The organism is Polyangium sp. 6x1, assembly GCF_029946515.1.
GTDB lineage: Bacteria > Myxococcota_A > Polyangia > Polyangiales > Polyangiaceae > Polyangium.
In genome coordinates this window covers 12,536-30,699 of the sequence record NZ_JARZHH010000011.1, presented here as the reverse complement: position 1 = coordinate 30,699, position 18,164 = coordinate 12,536, and the positions used below count along the sequence as shown (strand labels likewise).

14 protein-coding genes are annotated in these 18,164 nt (G+C 69.2%); 8 read left to right on the top strand and 6 right to left on the bottom strand.

Annotation, left to right across the window (positions count from 1 at the left end; genetic code table 11):
* Positions 1 to 91: 91 nt before the first annotated feature.
* The 4 genes from QHF85_RS13385 to QHF85_RS13370 all read left to right on the top strand — a co-directional run bounded on the left by QHF85_RS13385 (position 92) and on the right by QHF85_RS13370 (position 6,038).
* Positions 92 to 1,540, top strand: a complete 1,449-nt coding sequence (locus QHF85_RS13385; RefSeq protein ID WP_281327544.1) for an MFS transporter — start codon at positions 92 to 94, stop codon at positions 1,538 to 1,540.
* Between the two features lie 157 nt (positions 1,541 to 1,697).
* The gene (locus QHF85_RS13380; RefSeq protein ID WP_281327543.1) at positions 1,698 to 2,810 is read left to right on the top strand and encodes a hypothetical protein; all 1,113 of its coding nucleotides are present in this window, start codon (positions 1,698 to 1,700) and stop codon (positions 2,808 to 2,810) included.
* A 300-nt stretch (positions 2,811 to 3,110) separates the two neighbouring features.
* Positions 3,111 to 4,562: a hypothetical protein gene (locus QHF85_RS13375; RefSeq protein WP_281327542.1), complete on the top strand. Its 1,452-nt coding sequence runs from the start codon at positions 3,111 to 3,113 to the stop codon at positions 4,560 to 4,562.
* A 60-nt stretch (positions 4,563 to 4,622) separates the two neighbouring features.
* On the top strand, positions 4,623 to 6,038 hold the full coding sequence (locus QHF85_RS13370; RefSeq protein WP_281327541.1) for a serine/threonine-protein kinase: 1,416 nt from the start codon (positions 4,623 to 4,625) through the stop codon (positions 6,036 to 6,038).
* Positions 6,039 to 6,044: 6 nt separating this feature from the next.
* Here the strand turns inward: QHF85_RS13370 and QHF85_RS13365 are convergent, their stop codons facing one another.
* Positions 6,045 to 6,596, bottom strand: a complete 552-nt coding sequence (locus QHF85_RS13365) for a hypothetical protein (protein ID WP_281327540.1) — start codon at positions 6,594 to 6,596, stop codon at positions 6,045 to 6,047.
* A 91-nt stretch (positions 6,597 to 6,687) separates the two neighbouring features.
* Between QHF85_RS13365 and priA the strand changes: the two genes are divergently transcribed.
* A complete protein-coding gene (priA, locus tag QHF85_RS13360) occupies positions 6,688 to 8,958 on the top strand; it encodes a primosomal protein N' (protein ID WP_281327539.1) in 2,271 nt (756 codons plus the stop codon).
* Here priA and QHF85_RS13355 read toward each other — a convergent pair whose 3' ends face one another.
* Positions 8,959 to 11,181, bottom strand: a complete 2,223-nt coding sequence (locus QHF85_RS13355; protein ID WP_281327538.1) for an OmpA family protein — start codon at positions 11,179 to 11,181, stop codon at positions 8,959 to 8,961.
* A 162-nt stretch (positions 11,182 to 11,343) separates the two neighbouring features.
* Here QHF85_RS13355 and QHF85_RS13350 point away from each other — a divergent pair, with 162 nt between their 5' ends.
* Entirely contained in the window at positions 11,344 to 12,477 is a 1,134-nt protein-coding gene (locus QHF85_RS13350; RefSeq protein ID WP_281327537.1) for a PAS domain S-box protein, read from the top strand.
* A gap of 6 nt (positions 12,478 to 12,483) precedes the next feature.
* Here QHF85_RS13350 and QHF85_RS13345 read toward each other — a convergent pair whose 3' ends face one another.
* Genes QHF85_RS13345 through QHF85_RS13335 form a run of 3 tightly spaced genes read right to left on the bottom strand, consistent with a single transcriptional unit; the run spans position 12,484 to position 15,395 of the window.
* A complete protein-coding gene (locus QHF85_RS13345; RefSeq protein WP_281327536.1) occupies positions 12,484 to 13,134 on the bottom strand; it encodes an outer membrane lipoprotein carrier protein LolA in 651 nt (216 codons plus the stop codon).
* Positions 13,134 to 14,600 (bottom strand): C45 family peptidase, encoded by a 1,467-nt coding sequence (locus tag QHF85_RS13340; protein ID WP_281327535.1) that lies wholly within the window; start codon positions 14,598 to 14,600, stop codon positions 13,134 to 13,136. The genes QHF85_RS13345 and QHF85_RS13340 overlap by 1 nt, the downstream gene beginning before the upstream one ends.
* A 12-nt stretch (positions 14,601 to 14,612) precedes the next feature.
* On the bottom strand, positions 14,613 to 15,395 hold the full coding sequence (locus QHF85_RS13335) for a glycosyltransferase family 2 protein (RefSeq protein WP_281327534.1): 783 nt from the start codon (positions 15,393 to 15,395) through the stop codon (positions 14,613 to 14,615).
* Positions 15,396 to 15,490: 95 nt separating this feature from the next.
* Between QHF85_RS13335 and QHF85_RS13330 the strand changes: the two genes are divergently transcribed.
* Both QHF85_RS13330 and QHF85_RS13325 read left to right on the top strand, forming a co-directional pair.
* Positions 15,491 to 16,096, top strand: coding sequence for a 5-formyltetrahydrofolate cyclo-ligase (locus tag QHF85_RS13330; RefSeq protein ID WP_281327533.1), 606 nt, complete (start codon positions 15,491 to 15,493; stop codon positions 16,094 to 16,096).
* Positions 16,097 to 16,249: 153 nt separating this feature from the next.
* Positions 16,250 to 17,791: an FG-GAP repeat protein gene (locus QHF85_RS13325; protein WP_281327532.1), complete on the top strand. Its 1,542-nt coding sequence runs from the start codon at positions 16,250 to 16,252 to the stop codon at positions 17,789 to 17,791.
* On the opposite strand, the gene QHF85_RS13320 is transcribed toward QHF85_RS13325, so the two are convergent.
* Positions 17,736 to 18,065 carry a PilZ domain-containing protein gene (locus QHF85_RS13320; RefSeq protein ID WP_281327531.1) on the bottom strand — a complete coding sequence of 110 codons (330 nt, stop codon included), beginning with the start codon at positions 18,063 to 18,065 and terminating at the stop codon, positions 17,736 to 17,738. The genes QHF85_RS13325 and QHF85_RS13320 overlap by 56 nt on opposite strands.
* Between the last annotated feature and the right edge of the window lie 99 nt (positions 18,066 to 18,164).

Genomic DNA, 18,164 nt, shown 5'->3' with positions numbered 1-18,164 from the left:
GCGCGGCGCAGCGTTGCAGGCGTTCTGCTGCGCTGCAACGTGGCTTTACGCGTGCGAACGGAGGGAAGGCTCGGGTAGGATGCGGTCCGTCATGCCCGACTGGCTCAAGAACCTCCTGCCGATCGTGCTCTTGCTCGCGGCGATCGCCGTGGTCGTCAGCCGCTTGCCGAAGATCGACCTCGGCCACTCCGAGGCCTTCAAGCGCCGGCGTTTCTTGAACTGGTTCCCCCTCGGGCTCACGTACGCGCTGCTCTACTTCGGCCGGTACAACCTCTCGGCGAACGCGTCGCTGATGGAGAAGATCGGGCTCTTGACGAAGCAGGAGTACGGCGACATCGACGGCGTGGGTTCCATCCTTTACGGCGTGGCCTTCCTCCTGAACGGCCCGCTCACGGATCGATGGGGCGGACGCGCGACGATCCTCATCGCGGCGGGCGGCTCGGCGCTCATGAACGCCCTGCTCGGCATGATCACGATGCGTGCGCAGGCGGGCCAGATGGATCACGGCTCCGTCGTCACCGCGATGACCGTGCTCTTCGCGGGGAACATGTATTTCCAGAGCTTCGGCGCCGTCTCGATCGTCAAGGTCAATGCGCCCTGGTTCCACCTCCGCGAGCGCGGCGTGCTCGGCGGCGTCTTCGGCATCCTGATCTCGCTCGGCCTCTACTTCGCCTACGACTGGAGCCGCTTCATCGCGGTCAAGATGGGCATGACCGCGGCCTTCATGGTCCCGGCGGCCCTGCTCGTCGGTTTCTTCGTGATCGACGCGTTCATCATTCGCGATACGCCCGGACAAGCGGGTTTTGCCGATTTCGATACGGCCGACGCGTCGAGCGGCGACACGGGCGAGCCGGTCGGGCTCGCCGAGGTCGCGCGGAAGATGTTCTCCCAGAAGGTCATCTGGATCATCATCGCGATCGAGTTCTGCAGCGGCTTTCTCCGGAACGCCGTCATGAAATGGTACCTCGTCTTCGCCGACAAGACGGGCGTCAAGGAGGGGTTCGTCTCGGCGAACTGGGGCGTCCTGCTCTGCGTGGCCGGCATCCTCGGCGGCATTTTCGCGGGGCTCATCTCCGACCACGTCTTCGAATCGCGGCGCGGCCCGGTCGCGTCGGTCCTTTATGGGGGCTTGCTCGCGGGCGCGGCGGTCACGCTCGCCGTGCTCGGCAGCCCCATCACGGGCTGGGCCGTCGTGTTCATGTCGCTCTGCGTGATCGGCGTGCACGGCATGCTCTCCGGCACCGCGAGCATGGATTTCGGCGGCAAGAAAAACGCGGGCGTGGCGACCGGGATCATCGACGGATTCGTGTATCTCGGCACGGGCTTCCAATCGCTCTTGTATGCCCGGATCCTGCCTTCGGGCGAGGCCGCGAAGGACCCGGCGAACTGGAAGCAATGGCCGATCGCCATGCTGCCGGTCGCCGCCGTGGGCCTGCTCTTCGCCACGCGCGTGTGGAACGCCAAGCCCAAGGCCGCCGCCGCGGCGCCCGCGGCCGACGCCAAAAAAGCCGAGTCCAAGACGGAAGCCGCGGTGGCTTGAGCGGATCGTGAGCCGCAAGGCAGACGTGGGGCCGTCGCTACGGTTGGTGGACCGGTAGACACGGCCCGCGCTGGCGCGATCCTGCGAGCGCCGCGTCTTCACCCGAAAATGAGGCCCGGCACGGATCCTGATGGTAACCGTGCCCGGAGGCTTCGTCATGCGTCTCGGTTCTGCTCTCGCTGCTCTTCTGCTCGTCGTGTCCGCCGTCGGTTGCTCGAAGCGAGAGGCCCTCGTGCGGATCCCCAGCGTCGAGCCGACCGCCGTCGCCGCCCCCGCGCCTTCGCCTGCCCCGGCTCCCGCGGCGCCTTCCCCCGAAAAAGCCGCCGTGATGCTGGACGACCTCGATCCCAGCCTCTTCGCGCACGTCCTCGTCGAGAATGGCAAGACCTACGTCGTCCTCGACGCCAACCCGGACGTCGATCGCTGGGCCCAGGGCGCGCCGCTCCTCGTCTCCGACGATTTCCCCGTCATCACGCGCCGCGAAATCGCGCCCGCCACGCTCCCCGCCTCGCTCGTCCGACGTATCGGGACGCCCGTTCGCCTTTATGGTTCCAAGGGCGTCGTTTGCGAGGGCAAGCTCGGCCCGCTCAGCCTGCTCGGCCGGGTCGAGCCCGATTATGGCGTTCGCCAGCAATGGAAGGGCGAGGATTACGACGGGACGCCGATCCCGCCCGCGAAGCCCGAGCAGATCGCCGAGGAGGCGTGGGGTATGGCCGAGGGCGGCCGTTCGCTCGTCGCGGAGCTCGGCGACGTAGAGGGCGATTGCAAGGACGCGATGTTCGCCCGTGATCGTGAGCTCCCCCAGGCGCGCCCGTTCACGGTGAAGGACGCGCCCATCGCGCTCGCGACCCGCGCCGCCGCCGAGATGCGAGACCTCGCGGGGTATGCCGAGATCGACGAGAGCTACCAGAACGCGGGCATCCAGACGCCCGGCGTCGCGTGGGAGCACCACAACGGCGCGAGCCCCACCGTAAAGGTCTTTTCGGGCGACGGCGCGACGTACGTGTGGCTCGACGCCGACGCGGGCGAGGTTTGCAGCGAGTTTCGCGGGAAACTCACGGCGCTCTGGAAGCTCGAAGGCGGCCCCGCCAAGGACGCCCGATTCGTGAAGCTCTACGAGGGCGCAGACGACTTCCTCCCGAGCACCCTCGTGCACCTCGATCGGGACGGGTCGCCCTCGTTGCTCGGCTACCAATCGGTCCTTCGCAAGAGCGCGAGCGGCTTCGCGATCCGGAGCGTCGCGGTCCCGTACTTCCTCTGCCCCTGCTGACGTTCGGCGAGCTTGCCCACGCCACGCCCCCGCCCGTCGTGCTCCGCTCGTCAGCATCGCGACGGCCCCCCTCGTCAAGACCGTAACGATCCCCCGCGCCCGCTCCCGACCCCGACGCCGTTTTTGCGGCGAAACACGTGGATCGGCGCCGCTTCGGCTGCGGTACGGATCCTGCCTTGGATCGGTCGGTCCTCCTCCCCCCGTCATTGACGCCGGGGGCCAGGTGTGAGACGCAACCGAGTCCCTCGGGGCGTCGGCACCGGCGGCGAGGGCGCTCGGTAGATCGTGGAGAAGCACGGCATGAAGCATCGTCTCGGGATCGTCTTTGCCCTCGGCGTGGGGCTCTTCGGGCAGGCCTCGGCGCTGGCACAGCCGGCGCCGGCCGCGGGCGCGGATCAGGCGGACCCGAGCGCGCCGCCTCCCTCCCCGAACCCGGACGCGCCGCCGCCCCCGCCTCCGCCGGGGGATCCGGCCGGGGCGCCCGACGCTCCGCCGCCGGTCACGCTCCCGCCGTACCTCACGGGCAACACCACGACGCCGCTCAATCCGCCGCCGCCTCCGGGGCAGGAGCCGATGCTCACGGTGCAGCCGCCGGGGCCGGGCGCGGATGCGGGCGTGACGCCGAAGAAGGCGCCGCCGCGCGTGCGCTGGCGCGGCACGAACCTCAACTGGAACAACTCGGTCACCACGACGGCCCTCGGGCTCGGGCGTGACAACATCGGCGGCGAGAACGAGGAGTTCGTGACGGGCCTCGGGCTCACGCTGAACTACTACCTCCTCGAGCCCAAGCTCGCCGACGGCACGTCGCGCGGGTATTCGCTCCGCGTGGCGGCCGGCTTCGGCTTCGATACCGAGCTCACGAACGGCAGCACGAAGAAGCTTCACGAGACGCAGCTCCGCGACACCTCGGTCGCGTTCGTCTTGAGCAAGCCCATCTGGGAGAGCGCGGACAAGGAATGGTCGTTCGCGACGAACTTCAACGCGACGTTCACGCTCCCCACCTCCAAGAATTCGTACGGATCGGGCATCTACCTCGGCGTCTCGCCGCGGGCGACGGCGTTCCTCAACATCCCGATCCGCGGCAAGGACGCCTCGTTCCTCGATTCGATCCTCCTCGGCGTCGGCGTCCGGTACGACCACCGCTTCACGCGCGCGGACGTCCCGACGAACCCCGACATCGCGGCGAAGAACCTGGAGCAGAACCTCGCAGGCTTCTCGCGACCCAATGACGTCCTCGGCGGCCGGTTCCTCGACACGAACAGCGTTCGTCCGAGCGCGTTCATCTTTTTCGACGAGAACATCTTCGGCCGCCAGCTCCAGGTTTTCGTCGCCGGCGGCCTCAATTACCGCATCCTGAACGAAGCCGGCGGCGGCGGCACCGGCGTGGACTGCACCGATCAGGCCGTGATCACCACGGGTCCGGCGTGCGTCATGCACCAGGACGTCGAGGCGCCGAATTACGCGCTCTCCACCGCGTTCAGCGTCGGCCTCACCTACTTCCCCATGGTCGAATGGGGCATTTCGCTCGGCTACGACAACGTCGCCTCGAACCTCAGCCCGAAGAGCCAGATCCAGGATCCGTTCTACAGCGCGTCGGCGCAGTTCAGCGCGGGCATTCTGCTCTCGCTCGACGCGATCTACGAGCGCTTGACGGGCCCGGAGCGCGACGAGCCGTTCATCGTCTTCGGCAGCAACAAGAAGACGCCCAAGGTGCCCGCGCTCACGCCGAGCCAGCGAGAGCTCTTCTTCTAGCCGCTCTCGTTTTGCCGTTTCTTGGCCCGTCCCCCGGCCCTCTGGCATGGGGGACGTGTCGTGACCGCCGCGCTCGCTGCCCAACCGACCCCCACGCCCCCGCCCTCCGCCGTTCCGTCCTCGCGCCGGAAGCAGCGCGCGAGCCGGCGATTGCCTTGCAAGCTCGGCCCGTACACGCTCTTCGAGCGGATCGGCTACGGCGGCATGGCGAACGTCTATCTCGCCCGCCGCAAGACGGAGCTCGGGGCGTTTCGCCTCTGCGTCATCAAAGAGGTCCTGCCCGAGCTCGCGCACGACGCGCGCATGGCGGAGATGCTCGCCGAGGAGGCGCGGATCACGAGCCTGCTCCGCCACAAGAACGTCGTCGAGGTCCACGACCTCGGGCGCGATGGCGAGAGCCTGTACCTCGCGATGGAGTACGTCGAGGGGTTCGATCTGCGCGAGCTCTTGCGCCGCGCCGCCGCGGCGAAGGTGCCGTTTCCGGTCGCGTATTCGCTCATGCTCGTGGGCGAGGTCCTCTGCGGGCTCGATTACGCGCATCGATTGAAGGACGAGGCCGGCGCGCCGCTCGGCATCGTGCACCGCGACGTCTCGCCGGCGAACGTGCTCGTGAGCTTCGAGGGCGAGGTCAAGCTCTGCGATTTCGGGATCGCGCGGGCGGGCACCGTGGAGGGCGTGGATACGGCGTTCCAGGGCAAAGCCGGGTACATGAGCCCCGAGCAGGCGCGGGGCGAGGCGCTCACCGCGACCTCGGACGTCTTCGCCGTCGGGATCATTCTGTGGGAGCTGCTCGCGGGCAGGCGTCTTTACAAGGCGCAGCCCGGAGAATCGTTGCTCCAGGCTTCGCGCAGGGCCGAGATCCCGGAGCTGCCGAGCCGGGGTTTGCCCGAGGAGGAGGAGCTCTTCGGCATCGTGCGGCGCGCGCTCGCGAGGGACGAGGGCGAGCGATATCCCACGGCCGCGGCGATGCTGCGCGACATCGAAGCATACGCCGCGAAGACGCGCATGCTCACGAGCTCGATCCAGTTCGGCGCGTGGCTCACGCACCATTTCGGCAAGGAGCTGATCTCCGAGCGGAGGGCGCGGCAGCGCGCGATCGAGGCGATCGAGCGCGGCCCGGTCGCGGTGATCACGCCGATCGGCAAGCGCGCGCGGCCGGCGAACGGCAATGCGGCCCAGAAAAACCCGAACCACACGCCGACGCCGCCCACGCAGCGCGTGGTGCCGCGGAAGGAAGCGGTCGCCGACGCTCCGCCGAGCGGGGTGCGGCAGGCGAGATCGCTCGATCCTGCGGAGCGGGAGAAGCGGCTCGCGAAGAAGCGGCGCAAGGCGCTGAAATCGCAGGGTGAGGCCGGCGCGCTCATGAAGATCGCGCCGCGCGAGGCGTCGGAGGGCGGGTATGCCGGGGCGATTCTGCTGCTCGCGGCGGCGATGGTGGCCGGGCTCGTGATGCTCCAGCTCACGACGGGCGGCTGAAACGAATCAGTCGTCGCCGGGGAACATGGCGTTGGCCCAGTCGCCATTCGGATCGGGCCTCCCCAAAACCAGCGATCGCTCCCGGGGCACCGCGATGCAGCGCCCCGCCTCGGCGTGCGCCGCTGCGTCGGCTCCGCGATTGCAGAGATAGACGCGCTCCTGGCAGCGGCCGCAGAAGCGCACGGAGGCCTCCTCGGTCGGCGCGAGTGTCTCCCAGCGCTCGGGGCATGCGAACGTGAACCGGACGTAACGCTTCTCTTGTTTGGCGCTGCCGCAATTCAGGATCTCGTTGCGGCCGAGGAGGTCCGTCCAGTCGCGGGAGACGAGGCGCGAGAGCTCGCTGAATCGTGCGCGGGTCGCCGGATCCTCGGCGGCGCTCTCGTGCAGCGCGACCGCGAGCCGCAGCCACGCGGCGCGCTCGGGATCGTGGCCATCGAGCAGCGCCGCATAGGCGAGGCGCTTTTCGTCGTCGAGCGCGCCATTCATCGCGTCGAGCAGGAACGGTCGCTCGGCGTCGTCACCAAGGTAATCGAGGAGGCCGCGCTGGTCTCGCGTCATGCGGTCGAGGTTAACACGTCCCGCGTGTGGACGTGCCCGCTCGTCCTCCCGGGTGCACGACCTCCGAAAACCTGATACCTCTCCGGCATCCATGCCCCTCCTCTGCGAGGTCGCCGTCCCCGTCCCGCTCGCGCGGGCCTTTTCCTACGAGGTCCCGCTCGCGCTCGCCGCCTCGGTTCGTCCGGGCGCGCGCGTGCTCGTCGAGTTCGGTCGAAAGAAGGTCCTCGGCGTGGTCCTCACGACGTCCGAGGGCGCGGCGCCCGAGGGCGTGCGGCTCAAGCCCATCACGGCGGTCGTTGATCCCGAGCCGGTCCTGCCGCCGGAGCTGCTCTCGTTTTTGCGCGAGCTCTCGTCGTATTATTTCGCGCCGATCGGCGAGGTCCTCCGGCTCGCGCTTCCGGCCGTCGAGCGCGAGGACGTGCGCGCGCTCGAAGCACAGGGCGAGCTGCCGGGCACGCTCTCGCGCGTGAAGCAGGTGGGCGGGCGCAAGATTGTGTATGCGCGGCCGACAGACGCCGTGGAGGAGCCGGGGGCGCTGCGCGGGCAAGCCGCGTCGGTGCTCGCCCTCCTCCGGTCGAACGGGGAAATGCCGATCGCGCGGCTCGAAGAGAAATTCGGCAATGCGCGGGCCGCGGTGAAGAAACTCGCGAAGCTCGGGCTCGTGGTGACCGAGGAGCGGGAGCCGCCGCGGGACGCGTTTTTCGCGAGCCCCGAGCCGCGCGACGAGCCGCCGGCGCTGAACGAGGCGCAAGGCGCGGCCGAGGCGCGGATCGAGGCGGCGCTGTCGGAAGGGAAATCGGCGGCCTTTTTGCTTTTTGGTGTGACGGGCTCGGGAAAGACCGAGGTGTATCTGCGGGCCATCGCGGGCTGCCTCGCGCGGGGGCGAGGCGCGATCGTGATGGTGCCCGAGATCGCGCTCACGCCGCAGCTCGTGGCGCGTTTCCGGGCGCGCTTCGGCGATGATCTCGCCGTCTTGCACAGCGGTTTGTCGGAGTCGGATCGGCACGCGATGTGGAAGCGCGTGCGGACGGGGGCCGTGCGCGTGGCGATCGGGGCGCGCTCGGCGATCTTCGCGCCCGTCGCGAACCTCGGGCTCATCATCGTCGACGAGGAGCACGACGGATCGTTCAAGCAAGAGGAGGGCGTGCGTTATCACGCCCGCGACATGGCCTTGCTCCGAGCGCATCGGGCGGCGGCCGTGGCCGTGCTCGGCTCGGCGACGCCGTCGCTCGAATCGGTGCACCTCGTGCGTCAGGGCAAACTCGTCGAATTGCACCTGCCCGACCGCGCGCACCGCGAGGCGACGTTGCCCGAGGTGACGACGGTCGATCTGCGCCGCATTGGAGCGGGACCGACGGGGAACAAGCTCATCTCGCTCCCTCTGCATCGCGCCCTGGAGAAGACGCTCGCGGCGGGGGAGCAGGTGATCCTGTTCCTCAATCGACGCGGCTTCGCGCCGAGCGTCGTGTGCGAGTCGTGCGGGCACGTGGCGACGTGCCTCGCTTGCTCCGTGGCGCTCACGTTTCACCGGGCGCGGGGCGGGCGCATGCGGTGCCATTATTGCGACTGGGAAGGGCCGATGCCCGCGGCATGCTCGGAGTGCAAAGCGCCCGCGCTCGCGCTCGAAGGGCTCGGGACGGAGCGGCTCGAGGAGACGATCGCGGAGGCATTTCCCACGGCCCGCGTGGCGCGGCTCGACCGGGACGTGGCCGACGGCGCGAAGGCGGAGGCGATCCTCGCGAAGATGCGGGCGGGCGAGATCGACGTGCTCGTGGGCACGCAAATGGTCACGAAGGGGCACGACCTCGGCAATGTGACGCTCGTCGGCGTCCTCAATGCGGATGCGGCGCTCTCCTTGCCGGATTTTCGCGCGTCGGAGCGGGGGTTTCAGCTCCTCGTGCAGGTGGCGGGGCGCGCCGGAAGGAGGGAGCGTCCGGGCCGGGTGATCATTCAGACGCGCAATCCCGAGCAGCCTGCCGTGCAATTCGCGAAACGGCACGACGTGAACGCATTCCTGGAGCACGAGCTCGCCGATCGGGCGGAGGTCGGGTATCCGCCCTTTTCGCGTCTGTCGCTCTTCCGGGTCGACGCGCTCGACGAGGAGGCGGCGCGGCGCGCGGCGGGCGTGATCGCGGCGCACGCGAAGACCTCGCCCGAGGGGCAGTCGCGCGTCGTCGAGGTCCTCGGCCCCGCGGCGGCGCCGCTCGCGCGGCTGCGAGGCCGATATCGATTCCGTGTTCTTTTGCGCTCCAAGGATCGGCGCGCGCTCCGGGCCGCGACCCAGGCGGCGGCGGCGGCGATCCCGGAAATCGATCGGCGCGTGCGGGTCGTGGTGGACGTCGATCCCGTGGCGATGCTCTGATCAGGGTGTTCCGCCGGCCGCCTTCGCGTCCTCCTGGATGACGAGGTCGCGCACGGCGTCGTCGAGCTCGGCGCGGGCGATGGCCGCGTCGTCGCTCCGCTGGGTGATCTTCACGGCAAGCTCGTCGCCAGCCTTCGTCACGCCTTCGAGCCGTTCGAGCAACATCTTGCGGAGCTTGTCGGCCTGGGGCGTCTTCTCGATCGCCTTCACGTTTTCGCGGAGCTCCACGGCGCGATCGACGGCTTCCTGCCGCTTGTCTCGCAATCGAGTGAGCTCGTCGTTTGCGGCGCCGAGCGCGCGGCGCAGCTCGACGATGCGGGCCATTCGTTTCTGTGTGTCCTCGGGCAGCGCCGAGCCCTTCAGGTACAGCGCGAGCCGCTCGCCGTCGGCCGTGAGCACGAGCCATTGCCGCTCGACGGGGCGCGCCTCCTCGATGATGATTTTGAGCGGCTTCAGCGGCGTGAGCGCGACGCGGATGAAATAAGCGTCGGGGTTTTTTTCGGTGCCCTCGGGCAGCGCGAGCGGCTCGTACCCGGGGGTCCTCGGGTGCCGCAGGACGAGCGTGCTCGGCACGTTGTGGCCGGGCTCGATCTCGTAGGTCGTCACGAGCCGCTGGCGGTCCGTGACGCGCAGGACGCCGCGGGCGAGGGCGACGATGCGCACGGGCTCGTCGAGCGAGGCACGGACCTGCGCGACGCGCGTCGACGTGTCGACGGCGTAGGGAATGGTCGATCGTTCGCCCGGCAAAAGGCGCGTGATCACGCCCTCGCCGACGAACGTGCCACCCGAGAAAATCGAGACCGAGCCGGGTTGCAGGCCGATGTCGCTCTTGTTCTCGATCTCGGCCGCGCGGAAGGGGTGCGTCGCGCTTTGCGGGGCCGCGGGGTCGGGCCGATAAAGCAGGACGTCGTCGCCGTTCATCGGTCGATTGATGAGCGTGATCAGCGCCGACGATTTTTTGGCGAGCGTGACGGGGTTCGCGATCTGGTAGCGGTAACTGCCGCTCGAAGCGTCGATACGGCTCGCGCCCTCGGGCACGCGCGCGAGGGCCTCCGTCGTGATGGGCGAGGTCGTCCCCGTCGTCGTGGCATCTTTCTCTTCGTTCCCGATGTGCCTGGTGATGTTGAATGAGACGCGCCGGTTCTTCGTGCGCCCCGGCTCCGTCGTATTGCTTTCCAGGGGCCGGTCCGTGGCATACGAGCGTATCGAGAGCCGGCTGGAGGGGACGCCTCGCTTGACGAGCGCGGCCCGTACGGCCGAGGCGCGGCGCGTCGCGAGATCGGTCGGGTTCGGCTCGTCGGTCGAGGTGTGTCCCTCGATTTCGAGGAGCTCGATGTGCGGGTGGTCCAGGAGCGCCTTGGCGACCTCGTCGAGGAGCGGCTGCGCCATGGGCTTCAAGGCGTCGGAGCTCCGGTCGAAATGGACGGCGTGGAGGATACGCAGCTCGCTCGAGGTGAGGCGCACGTGCGAGGGGCAGCCGGCGAGCCTGGGATCGGTATGCACGGTGCCGCGGTCGTTGGGACAAGCGTCCTCGCGATCGGGGACGCCGTCCCCGTCGCTGTCGCGGCTGGCGACGTTCTCGGCGAGCACGGGGCCGACGGCGCCGCCCTGCGGGCCGTAAATGCCCTTGAGCTCGGGCCGCTCGATCATCGTGGGCGAGCGGAGGTCGGAGCTGTACGAGAGCGGCGCGCCCGTCGCGAGCGTGACGCGCACGCCGTTCCAGTCCTCGTCGCCGACGTTGTCGATGAGCGCCCACGCTTGCAGGAGCGCGCGGCGGTCCTTTTGCTCCTTCGTCGGCAGGATGATGCGATACGTGGCTTTCCAGGCGGCCGTGGGGACGGCGTACGCAATGGAGACGGGGCGGGACGGGCGCGGGGAGAAGACGAGCTCGAGCTCGGTCGGCTCCTCGGGCGAGGCGCCGCGGCCCGAGCGCGGCAAATGGGCGCTGACGGTCGACGGCGTCTCGTTCGGGCCGAGCCCCTCCTCGATGACGACCACGCTCTTCAGGACGTCGTCGACCTCGCGCTCGCGGAACCGGAGCGCGAGTTTGTCCGAGGACATCTCCCCCGTGCGCTCGAAGTACCCGAGACCATTCTGATAAAGGACGACGTGGCGCAGCCGCAGGCCCTTCGAGGGGCCGTGAGCGAGCGGGGTGGCGCAGGCCGTGAGGAGGACGAGAGGGGCGAAGAGGAGCGCCCGGATCGAGATGGAAAGAGCGCGCATGGGCGAAGTCTACTACGAATTTACATTACAGTCTTTGGTGTTCGAACAACCGTTTTCAAACCGCGCGGCAGCCCCTATAACGGCGCGCTCATGCCGTACCCGCCGCGCCACGCTGCCGCCCTTGGATCTCTGCTCTCCCAGCGTGAAGCCATACTGGAAGAAGTGTGTCGGGACTTTGACGATCGCGCCGCGCGTGGAGAGACGAACACGCCCGTTTCGATCCTCGCGCCGCTCGTGGACGGGCTGCTCCGCGGGGCCGAGGGCGTCGAAGTCGAGGCGGTGGCGGCGATATTGAGCGAAACCGTGGAAATCACGGGAATTCCGCTCGATACGGCCCTCCTCGCGCTCGGCGTCGTCCGGCGCGCCCTCGTCCGTCACGCCCTCGCGTCGAGCGAGCGGGAGATCGGCGGCGCGGCGGCGTCGTTTTTGGAGGACGCGGCGGAGCGCGCCGCCACGTCCCTCGCGAGGCAATCGGTCGCGAGCCTGCGCGATGCGCTCGATCATGTCCAGGCGCACCACGATTGGCTCTTCGATCATCTGCCGGCGATGATGCATTCGATCGACGCGCAAGGGCGGATCAGCGCGGTGAACGATCGCTGGATCGAGGCGATGGGATACACGCGGGACGAGGTGATCGGGCGTCGCTCGACGGAGTTCTTGACGCCGGACTCGGCGCGGTATGCGCGCGAGGTCGTCCTGCCGGCGTTTTTCAAGTCGGGCCGATGCGACAACATCCTGTATCAATTCGTCCGCAAGGACGGGTCGCCGCTCGACGTGATGCTCTCGGCGATCGCCGACAAGGACGAGGCAGGAAACGTGGTCCGTTCGCAGGCGGTGCTGACGGACGTGACGGAGCGGCTGGCGGCGGAGCGGGCCGCGCAGGCGGCGGCCTCGCAGGAGGAGACCATTCGCGCGCAGCGGGAGATGCTCCGCGCGATTTCCACGCCGCTCGTGCCGCTCGGCGACGGCGTGCTCTTGATGCCGCTCGTGGGGAGCGTGGATCACGCGCGGGCCGAGCAAATGATGGCGACGCTGCTCGAAGGCGTGGTGACGCACGCGGCCGAGGTCGCCATTCTCGACGTGACGGGCGTGCCGTCGGTGGACGCGGCCGTCGCGGAGGCGCTCGTCCGCGTGACGAAAGCGGTGGGGCTGCTCGGCGCGCGGGTCGTGCTCACGGGCCTCGGGCCGTCCGCGGCCCGCACGCTGGTGGAGCTCCATCTGGAGCTCGTGGGCATCACGACGAAAGCGACATTGAGGGATGGGCTCGTGGCGGCGCGGAAGCCTGCACGGCGCTGAAGGAAGTCAGCTCTTCGGCGGCGTCATCTTCGCCGGGTCGACCGGGACGTCGCGCTTTTGCTTGCCGAATCGAATGACGCTCTGGTCGCCGGTCTGCTCCTCGATCGTGACCTCGCTGATCGTCCAGAGCTCGAGGCCGAGGCGCATTTCGAGGCGTTTGACGTGCTTCTTCACGTCCTCGGCCCGGGGGACGGCGCGCAGCGTGATGCCGTCTTTTTTGCTGGGGATGCTGAGTTCGTAGCGGGCGCGGAGTTTTTCGAGGTCGCCGCCCATCAGAATCAGAAGATCCCCGAGCACCGCGCCGAACCGGCCCGCCGCGGCCTTGCCGACGCTCGCCGCGCCGCGCGGGGTCGCAAAGGCAAAACCTTCCGGGCCGACGTAATACGTGACCGCGTCCGGGGGCAAGAGCTCCCAGCGCAATCGGTCGGGGCGAACCATGGTCATCTCGCCGGCGCTCTTCACGGCCGTCGCGAGCAGGCCAATCGTGCGCTCCTGCTCGAACGGGCCGACGAGCGTCTTGAGATCCGCGCGCGCCTTCGTGATCTGGCCAAGGACCTCCGAGACCTCGTCGGCATGCGCATCAGCGGGAAAGGACGCCGGGACGAGGAGCGCGCCCGAGGCGGCGAGGGCATTTCGCAAGAAATCACGTCGGTCCATCAGAGCTCTCCATGATGCGGCTGGCCCGCCTTTTCCCAGGCCTCGTAGGCCGGGGACCGATAGAGCGGATCTTCGGGGGCGGTGATGAGGGGCTCGTCGTCCTTCGGTTCGTAGCCCGATTCGAGGAGCCGGGCGACGTCGAACCGCACGAAACGGCCGAGCAGGTGCGGGCCTTCGCTGACCCAGAGGATACGCGCCGTCGTGTCCATGACGACGGCGTGCGTGGCGATGAGGGCGTCGAGCGACTGGCGATGGCCGATCGGGAGATCCACCCCGCCGAGGCCCTTCTTGTCGCGCAGGACGCCCATCACGCGTTCGACGGACGCGGCGGGCGGGAGATTCGAGAGGAGCTCGTCGAGGCGCGCGCGGCGCGGGTGCGTGGAGGTCTCCGCCTCCACGCGCTTGTTCGCAGGGTCGCCCGCGAGCGGGCCTTCGAGGTGGTTCGTGAGCGGGACCTTGCCGCGTCCACGACGGACGTGGATCGGCTCGCCCGGGGCACGCTCGACGATCGCGACGTCGCCCTTGGCGTCGGTGAGCATGATCATGTGCGAGACCATGGGGGACCGGTCGCGGAGGAGATCGATGGCCTCGGCGGTGGTGCGGGCGCGGCCGAGGAGGTCGCGTGTGGTGTGGACGACGGGCTCGCCAACGCTGCGAGGCTTGCGGGCGCGGGCGCCGTGGACGACGAGCGCGAGGCCCTCGGCGTTCATGCCGCTGACGGCGCCGATGAGGCCCGGCCACGCGACGGAGGCATACGGGATGCGGCCTTCCTCGCGGACGAGGAAGACGGCCTTGCCGGTGTCGAAGATGCTGCCGGCCTCGAAATCGAAATTGCGGGCGAGGACGGTGTGGCCGTCCTCGAAGGCGCCGTCGCCGAGCGCGAAGCTCGTGCAGCCGATGAGCGGCGAATGCTCGAAGGAGAGGGCGATGTCGTAGAGGGAATGCAAAAAGACGAAGCGATGGTACGTCGAGAGGAAGCCGTCGTACGGGTCGGGGGAGAAGCCGCGGGCCTGGGCGGCGATCTCGTGGCGGCGTTCGTCCTGCATTCCCTGGTCGACGTGCCGGAATTCGAGGCGACTCAGGTCGACGAGCAGCCAGCGCAACGGCGGGACGGGGACGTAATGGCTGAACTGGTCGTAGAGCGTGCCCTCGTTCTCGACCATCTCGCGGTAGAGGAGGCGCGCATGCTGGTGGCCGATCTCCTCGGGCGTGCCGGCGAGGCGGACTTCGAGGATCGCGCCGCGTTTTCGGGCATAAGCGGGGCCGAGGACGCGCAGGCCGGGGCGCGTTTCCGCGGCCTCGCCGGTCGCCTGGGCAATGGCAGGGGGCTCGATGCGCGTGCCAGCGAGGATCGAGACGTGGGCGAGGGTCGGGACGACGACGAGGAGGACGAACGCCACGAGGAGGCGCCGTTTCCAGCGCGCGCGGGGCCTCGGGGCGGGCTTATTTTCGCCTTCGTCGGTCACGGCGCCTCGGACTCAAAGATCGTGGGCGCTCTCGCGCGGGGCTTCGCGCGAGGGCCGCGAGGGTTTGGCCGAGGGCGCGGGCGGGGGCGCCGGGGGAATCGTGACGGGGGCGAGCCTCGATTCGGCGAGGGTGCCGACGACGCGGAAGACGATACGCGCCGGGTCGCGCACGCTGTGGAAATGCGTGACGCGCTCGTGCTCCGGCGGATACACGACCTCCATGGGGACCTCGACGACGCGGACGCCCGCGGCAATGGCGCGCAGGATGATCTCGGCCTCGAATGCGTACCCGTCGTCCCGAGCGCCGAGCGAGAGCGTGGTCTGGATGGGATAACGGCGCAGGCCGCATTGCGTGTCGGCGAGCGGGCGGCCGCTGAAGAGCGAGAGGAAGAAATTCGAGATGCGGTTCGACATCTGGTTCGCGCGCGGCGCGCCGGCCTTGACGAGGTCACGCACGCCGAGGACGAGGGCGCGCGGGTCAGGGTCGACGAAGGCGATGCGGTGCGCCTCGGCCGGCGGATGCTGGGCGTCGGCGTCGAGCGTGACGGCGACGTCGAAGCCGCGCCGCAAGGCGTGCATCATGCCCGTGCGGAGGGCGGCGCCCTTGCCGCGGTTGTTGGGGTGCGGGAGGACGGTCGCGCCCGCCGTACGGGCGAGCTCGGCCGTTCCGTCCGTGGAGCCGTCGTCGACGACGAAGACCGCGGAGGGCTCGGGCCAGAGCGCGCGCGTCGCGCGGACGACCTCGGCGATGGTGCGGGCGGCCTGATAAGCGGGGATGATCGCGCAGGGACGCATCGGTCGACCACCGTTACCACGGCAGGCGCGCGCCGGGGAGCGCCGCGCAGGACACCGGCGTGCGTAGTGGGGACGTTCGGGGTAGGGTGCCGGCGATGGAAGACTTCGATCCCGAGGCGATGCGCGAGCTGCGTTACCGCGCGAAGGGAGTGCTGCGGCAGCGGATGCGTGCGCTGCGCAACTCCATCCCGCGCGAGTCGCTGGCCGAGCGGTCGGCGAAGATCCGCGCAGGGCTGCTCGCACGGCCGGAGCTCGCAGGCGCGCGGACGGTCGCGCTTTTCTGGCCGATCGTGAAGCGGGGCGAGGTGGACCTCCGGCCGCTCGTCACGGAGCTCGGGGCGCGGGGCGTCGTCGTGGCCTTCCCCTCGATCCACCCGGAGACGCGGGTGATGACGTTCCGGATCCCGGCCGTTCCCGAGGCGATGGAGGAGCAAGGGCTCGGGTTTCAGGAGCCGCTCCTCACGGAGCCGGAGGCGGCGGAGGTCGACGTGGTGGTGGTGCCGGCGCTCGGCGTGGACGGGGAGGGGAACCGGATCGGGTATGGCGCGGGGTATTACGATCGAACGATCCCGCGATTCTGTCCGCCCGGCGTGGCGATCGGCGTGGTGTACGATTTTCAGGTGTTATCGGAGGTGCCGGTGACGGACGGGGACGTGCCGCTGCCGGTCGTCGTGACGGACGAACGCGTGATCGAGCGCTGAAGCGGCCGTCTTCGGCGGAAGAGGGATGCGCGCCGTGATTTTGTGTGATCCTGGCGACTCGGGTGGTCACGCGCGCCCGGAGGTGTAAACCTAGGCGCGTTTTGATTTCCGGGAATCACGCGCGGAGCGCCCGCGCGCGATTCGGGGGGACACATGCGCACCATTTCTTCCGTGCTGTGCTGCGGGCTCGTCCCGCTTTTGTCGCTCGGCGCCGGATGCGGGGCCGAGGAGGCCGAGCGCACCGGAGTCGCTTTCGATTCGCTGGAATGGACACAGGGCGACAAGCTCGTGGCGCCCGACGGGGCAAAAGATGCGGACTTCGGCGTGTCGGTCGCGATCGACGGAGATACCGCGATCGTCGGGGCACACGCCGACGATCTGATCGCGGAGAACGCCGGCGCCGCGCAGGTCTTCGTGCGAAAGGACGGCGTCTGGGCGCCCGAGCAGAGGCTCGTCGCCGCCGATGCAGAGGCGACGGATGGATTCGGATATGCCGTGGCGATCTCGGGCGATCTCGCGATCGTCGGCGCGCCGAACGAGGACGACCCGGCCGAAAACGCGGGCGCGGCCTACATCTTCGTGCGAGAGGGCGGCGTATGGAAGGAGCAGCAGAAGCTCGTCTCGCCGAACGCGGAGATCCTCGGCTCGTTCGGCACGTCGGTGGCGATCGTGGATGATATCGCGCTCGTCGGGGCCAGCCGCGAGGACGGGCTCGGCTTCGATTCCGGCGCGGCGTACGTCTTCGTTCGGGACGCGTCCGGCGGCATGTGGGGCCTGCAAAAGAAGCTCGTGCCGGCGGACGGGACGTCGAGCCATTTCGGCGCGTCGGTGGCGCTCTCGTCGACCACCGCGGTCGTCGGGGCGCCGCGGGACAACGTCGGTATGGTGATCTCGGTCGGCGCGGCGTATGTCTACGATCGGGCCGAGGGCGCCTGGGAGGTCGAGCAGAGGCTCGTGGCGGACGACGCGGGCGAGCAAGACTATTTCGGATTCTCCGTGTCCATCTCGGGAAACACGGCGGTCGTCGGGGCGTCGGGGGACGACGACGTCGCCGAGGACGGCGGCGCGGCCTATGTGTTTTCGCGGGTGGACAAGCTCTGGAGCGCAGGGCAGAAGCTCCTCCCCTCCACGGCAGAGAAATTCGGCAGGTTCGGGATCGCGACGTCGATCTCGGACGACGTCGCGATCGTGGGGACCTATCTCGCCGGGCCGAACGTCACGGGCGCAGGGTCGGCCTACGTATTCGTGCGCGAGGGTGACGTCTTCACCAAGGATCACCGGCTCCTCGCGCCGGACGGGGCCGACGCCGATTTCTTCGGCATCTCGGTCGCGGTCTCCGCGGACACGGTCCTCATCGGCGCGCCGGGCGACGATAACGACAAGGGCGACAATGCCGGCTCGGTCTACATGTTCGGGGCGCTCGGCGTCTCGGGGACGGGCGGCTCCGATGGAGTGGGGGGCGCCGGCGGGCTCGACGGCGCAGGCGCGGGTCCGAATCAGGAGACCGTCGGCGACGACAGCGCGATGATGACGGGCGGATGCGCGTGCACCGCCGCGGGCGGCGGCGAGGAAACGAAGGACGCGATGGCGGCGATGATGGCGCTCGGAATGGCGTTCTTCGTCGGGCGGCGGCGCTCGCTCAATGCAAAGGGTCGCCGAGGACCTTCTTCCGGTCGAGCTGCTCGGCGAGGGTGAGCCGGTCGGCGTCGTTCATCGAGACGAATCGAATCGCCTGCAGCCGGTCTTTCGACCAGATCGGACGGCCGCGCAGGCGAATCGGTCGGCCCGCGCCCAGGTCGAGCTCGAACGCGGTGATCATGCTGAGCTCCCGATCCACGAGGCCTCGCGGCCTTTCGAAGACGAGCCCGCTCACCGAGAGGTCGACGGCGCGGCATGCGTGGCGATGCCCATCCACGATGGCAACCAGGGGATAGTCGCAGAGCGCGCGAGGGCCGATCCGTCGTTCCATGAAGGTCCGTCTGCCCGATACGGGAAAGCGATCGGTAGGGCCAACTTTTTGCCATCGCCCGACCCGAGCCGCAGCTTGGGCTAGGATCGCGCCGAGGAG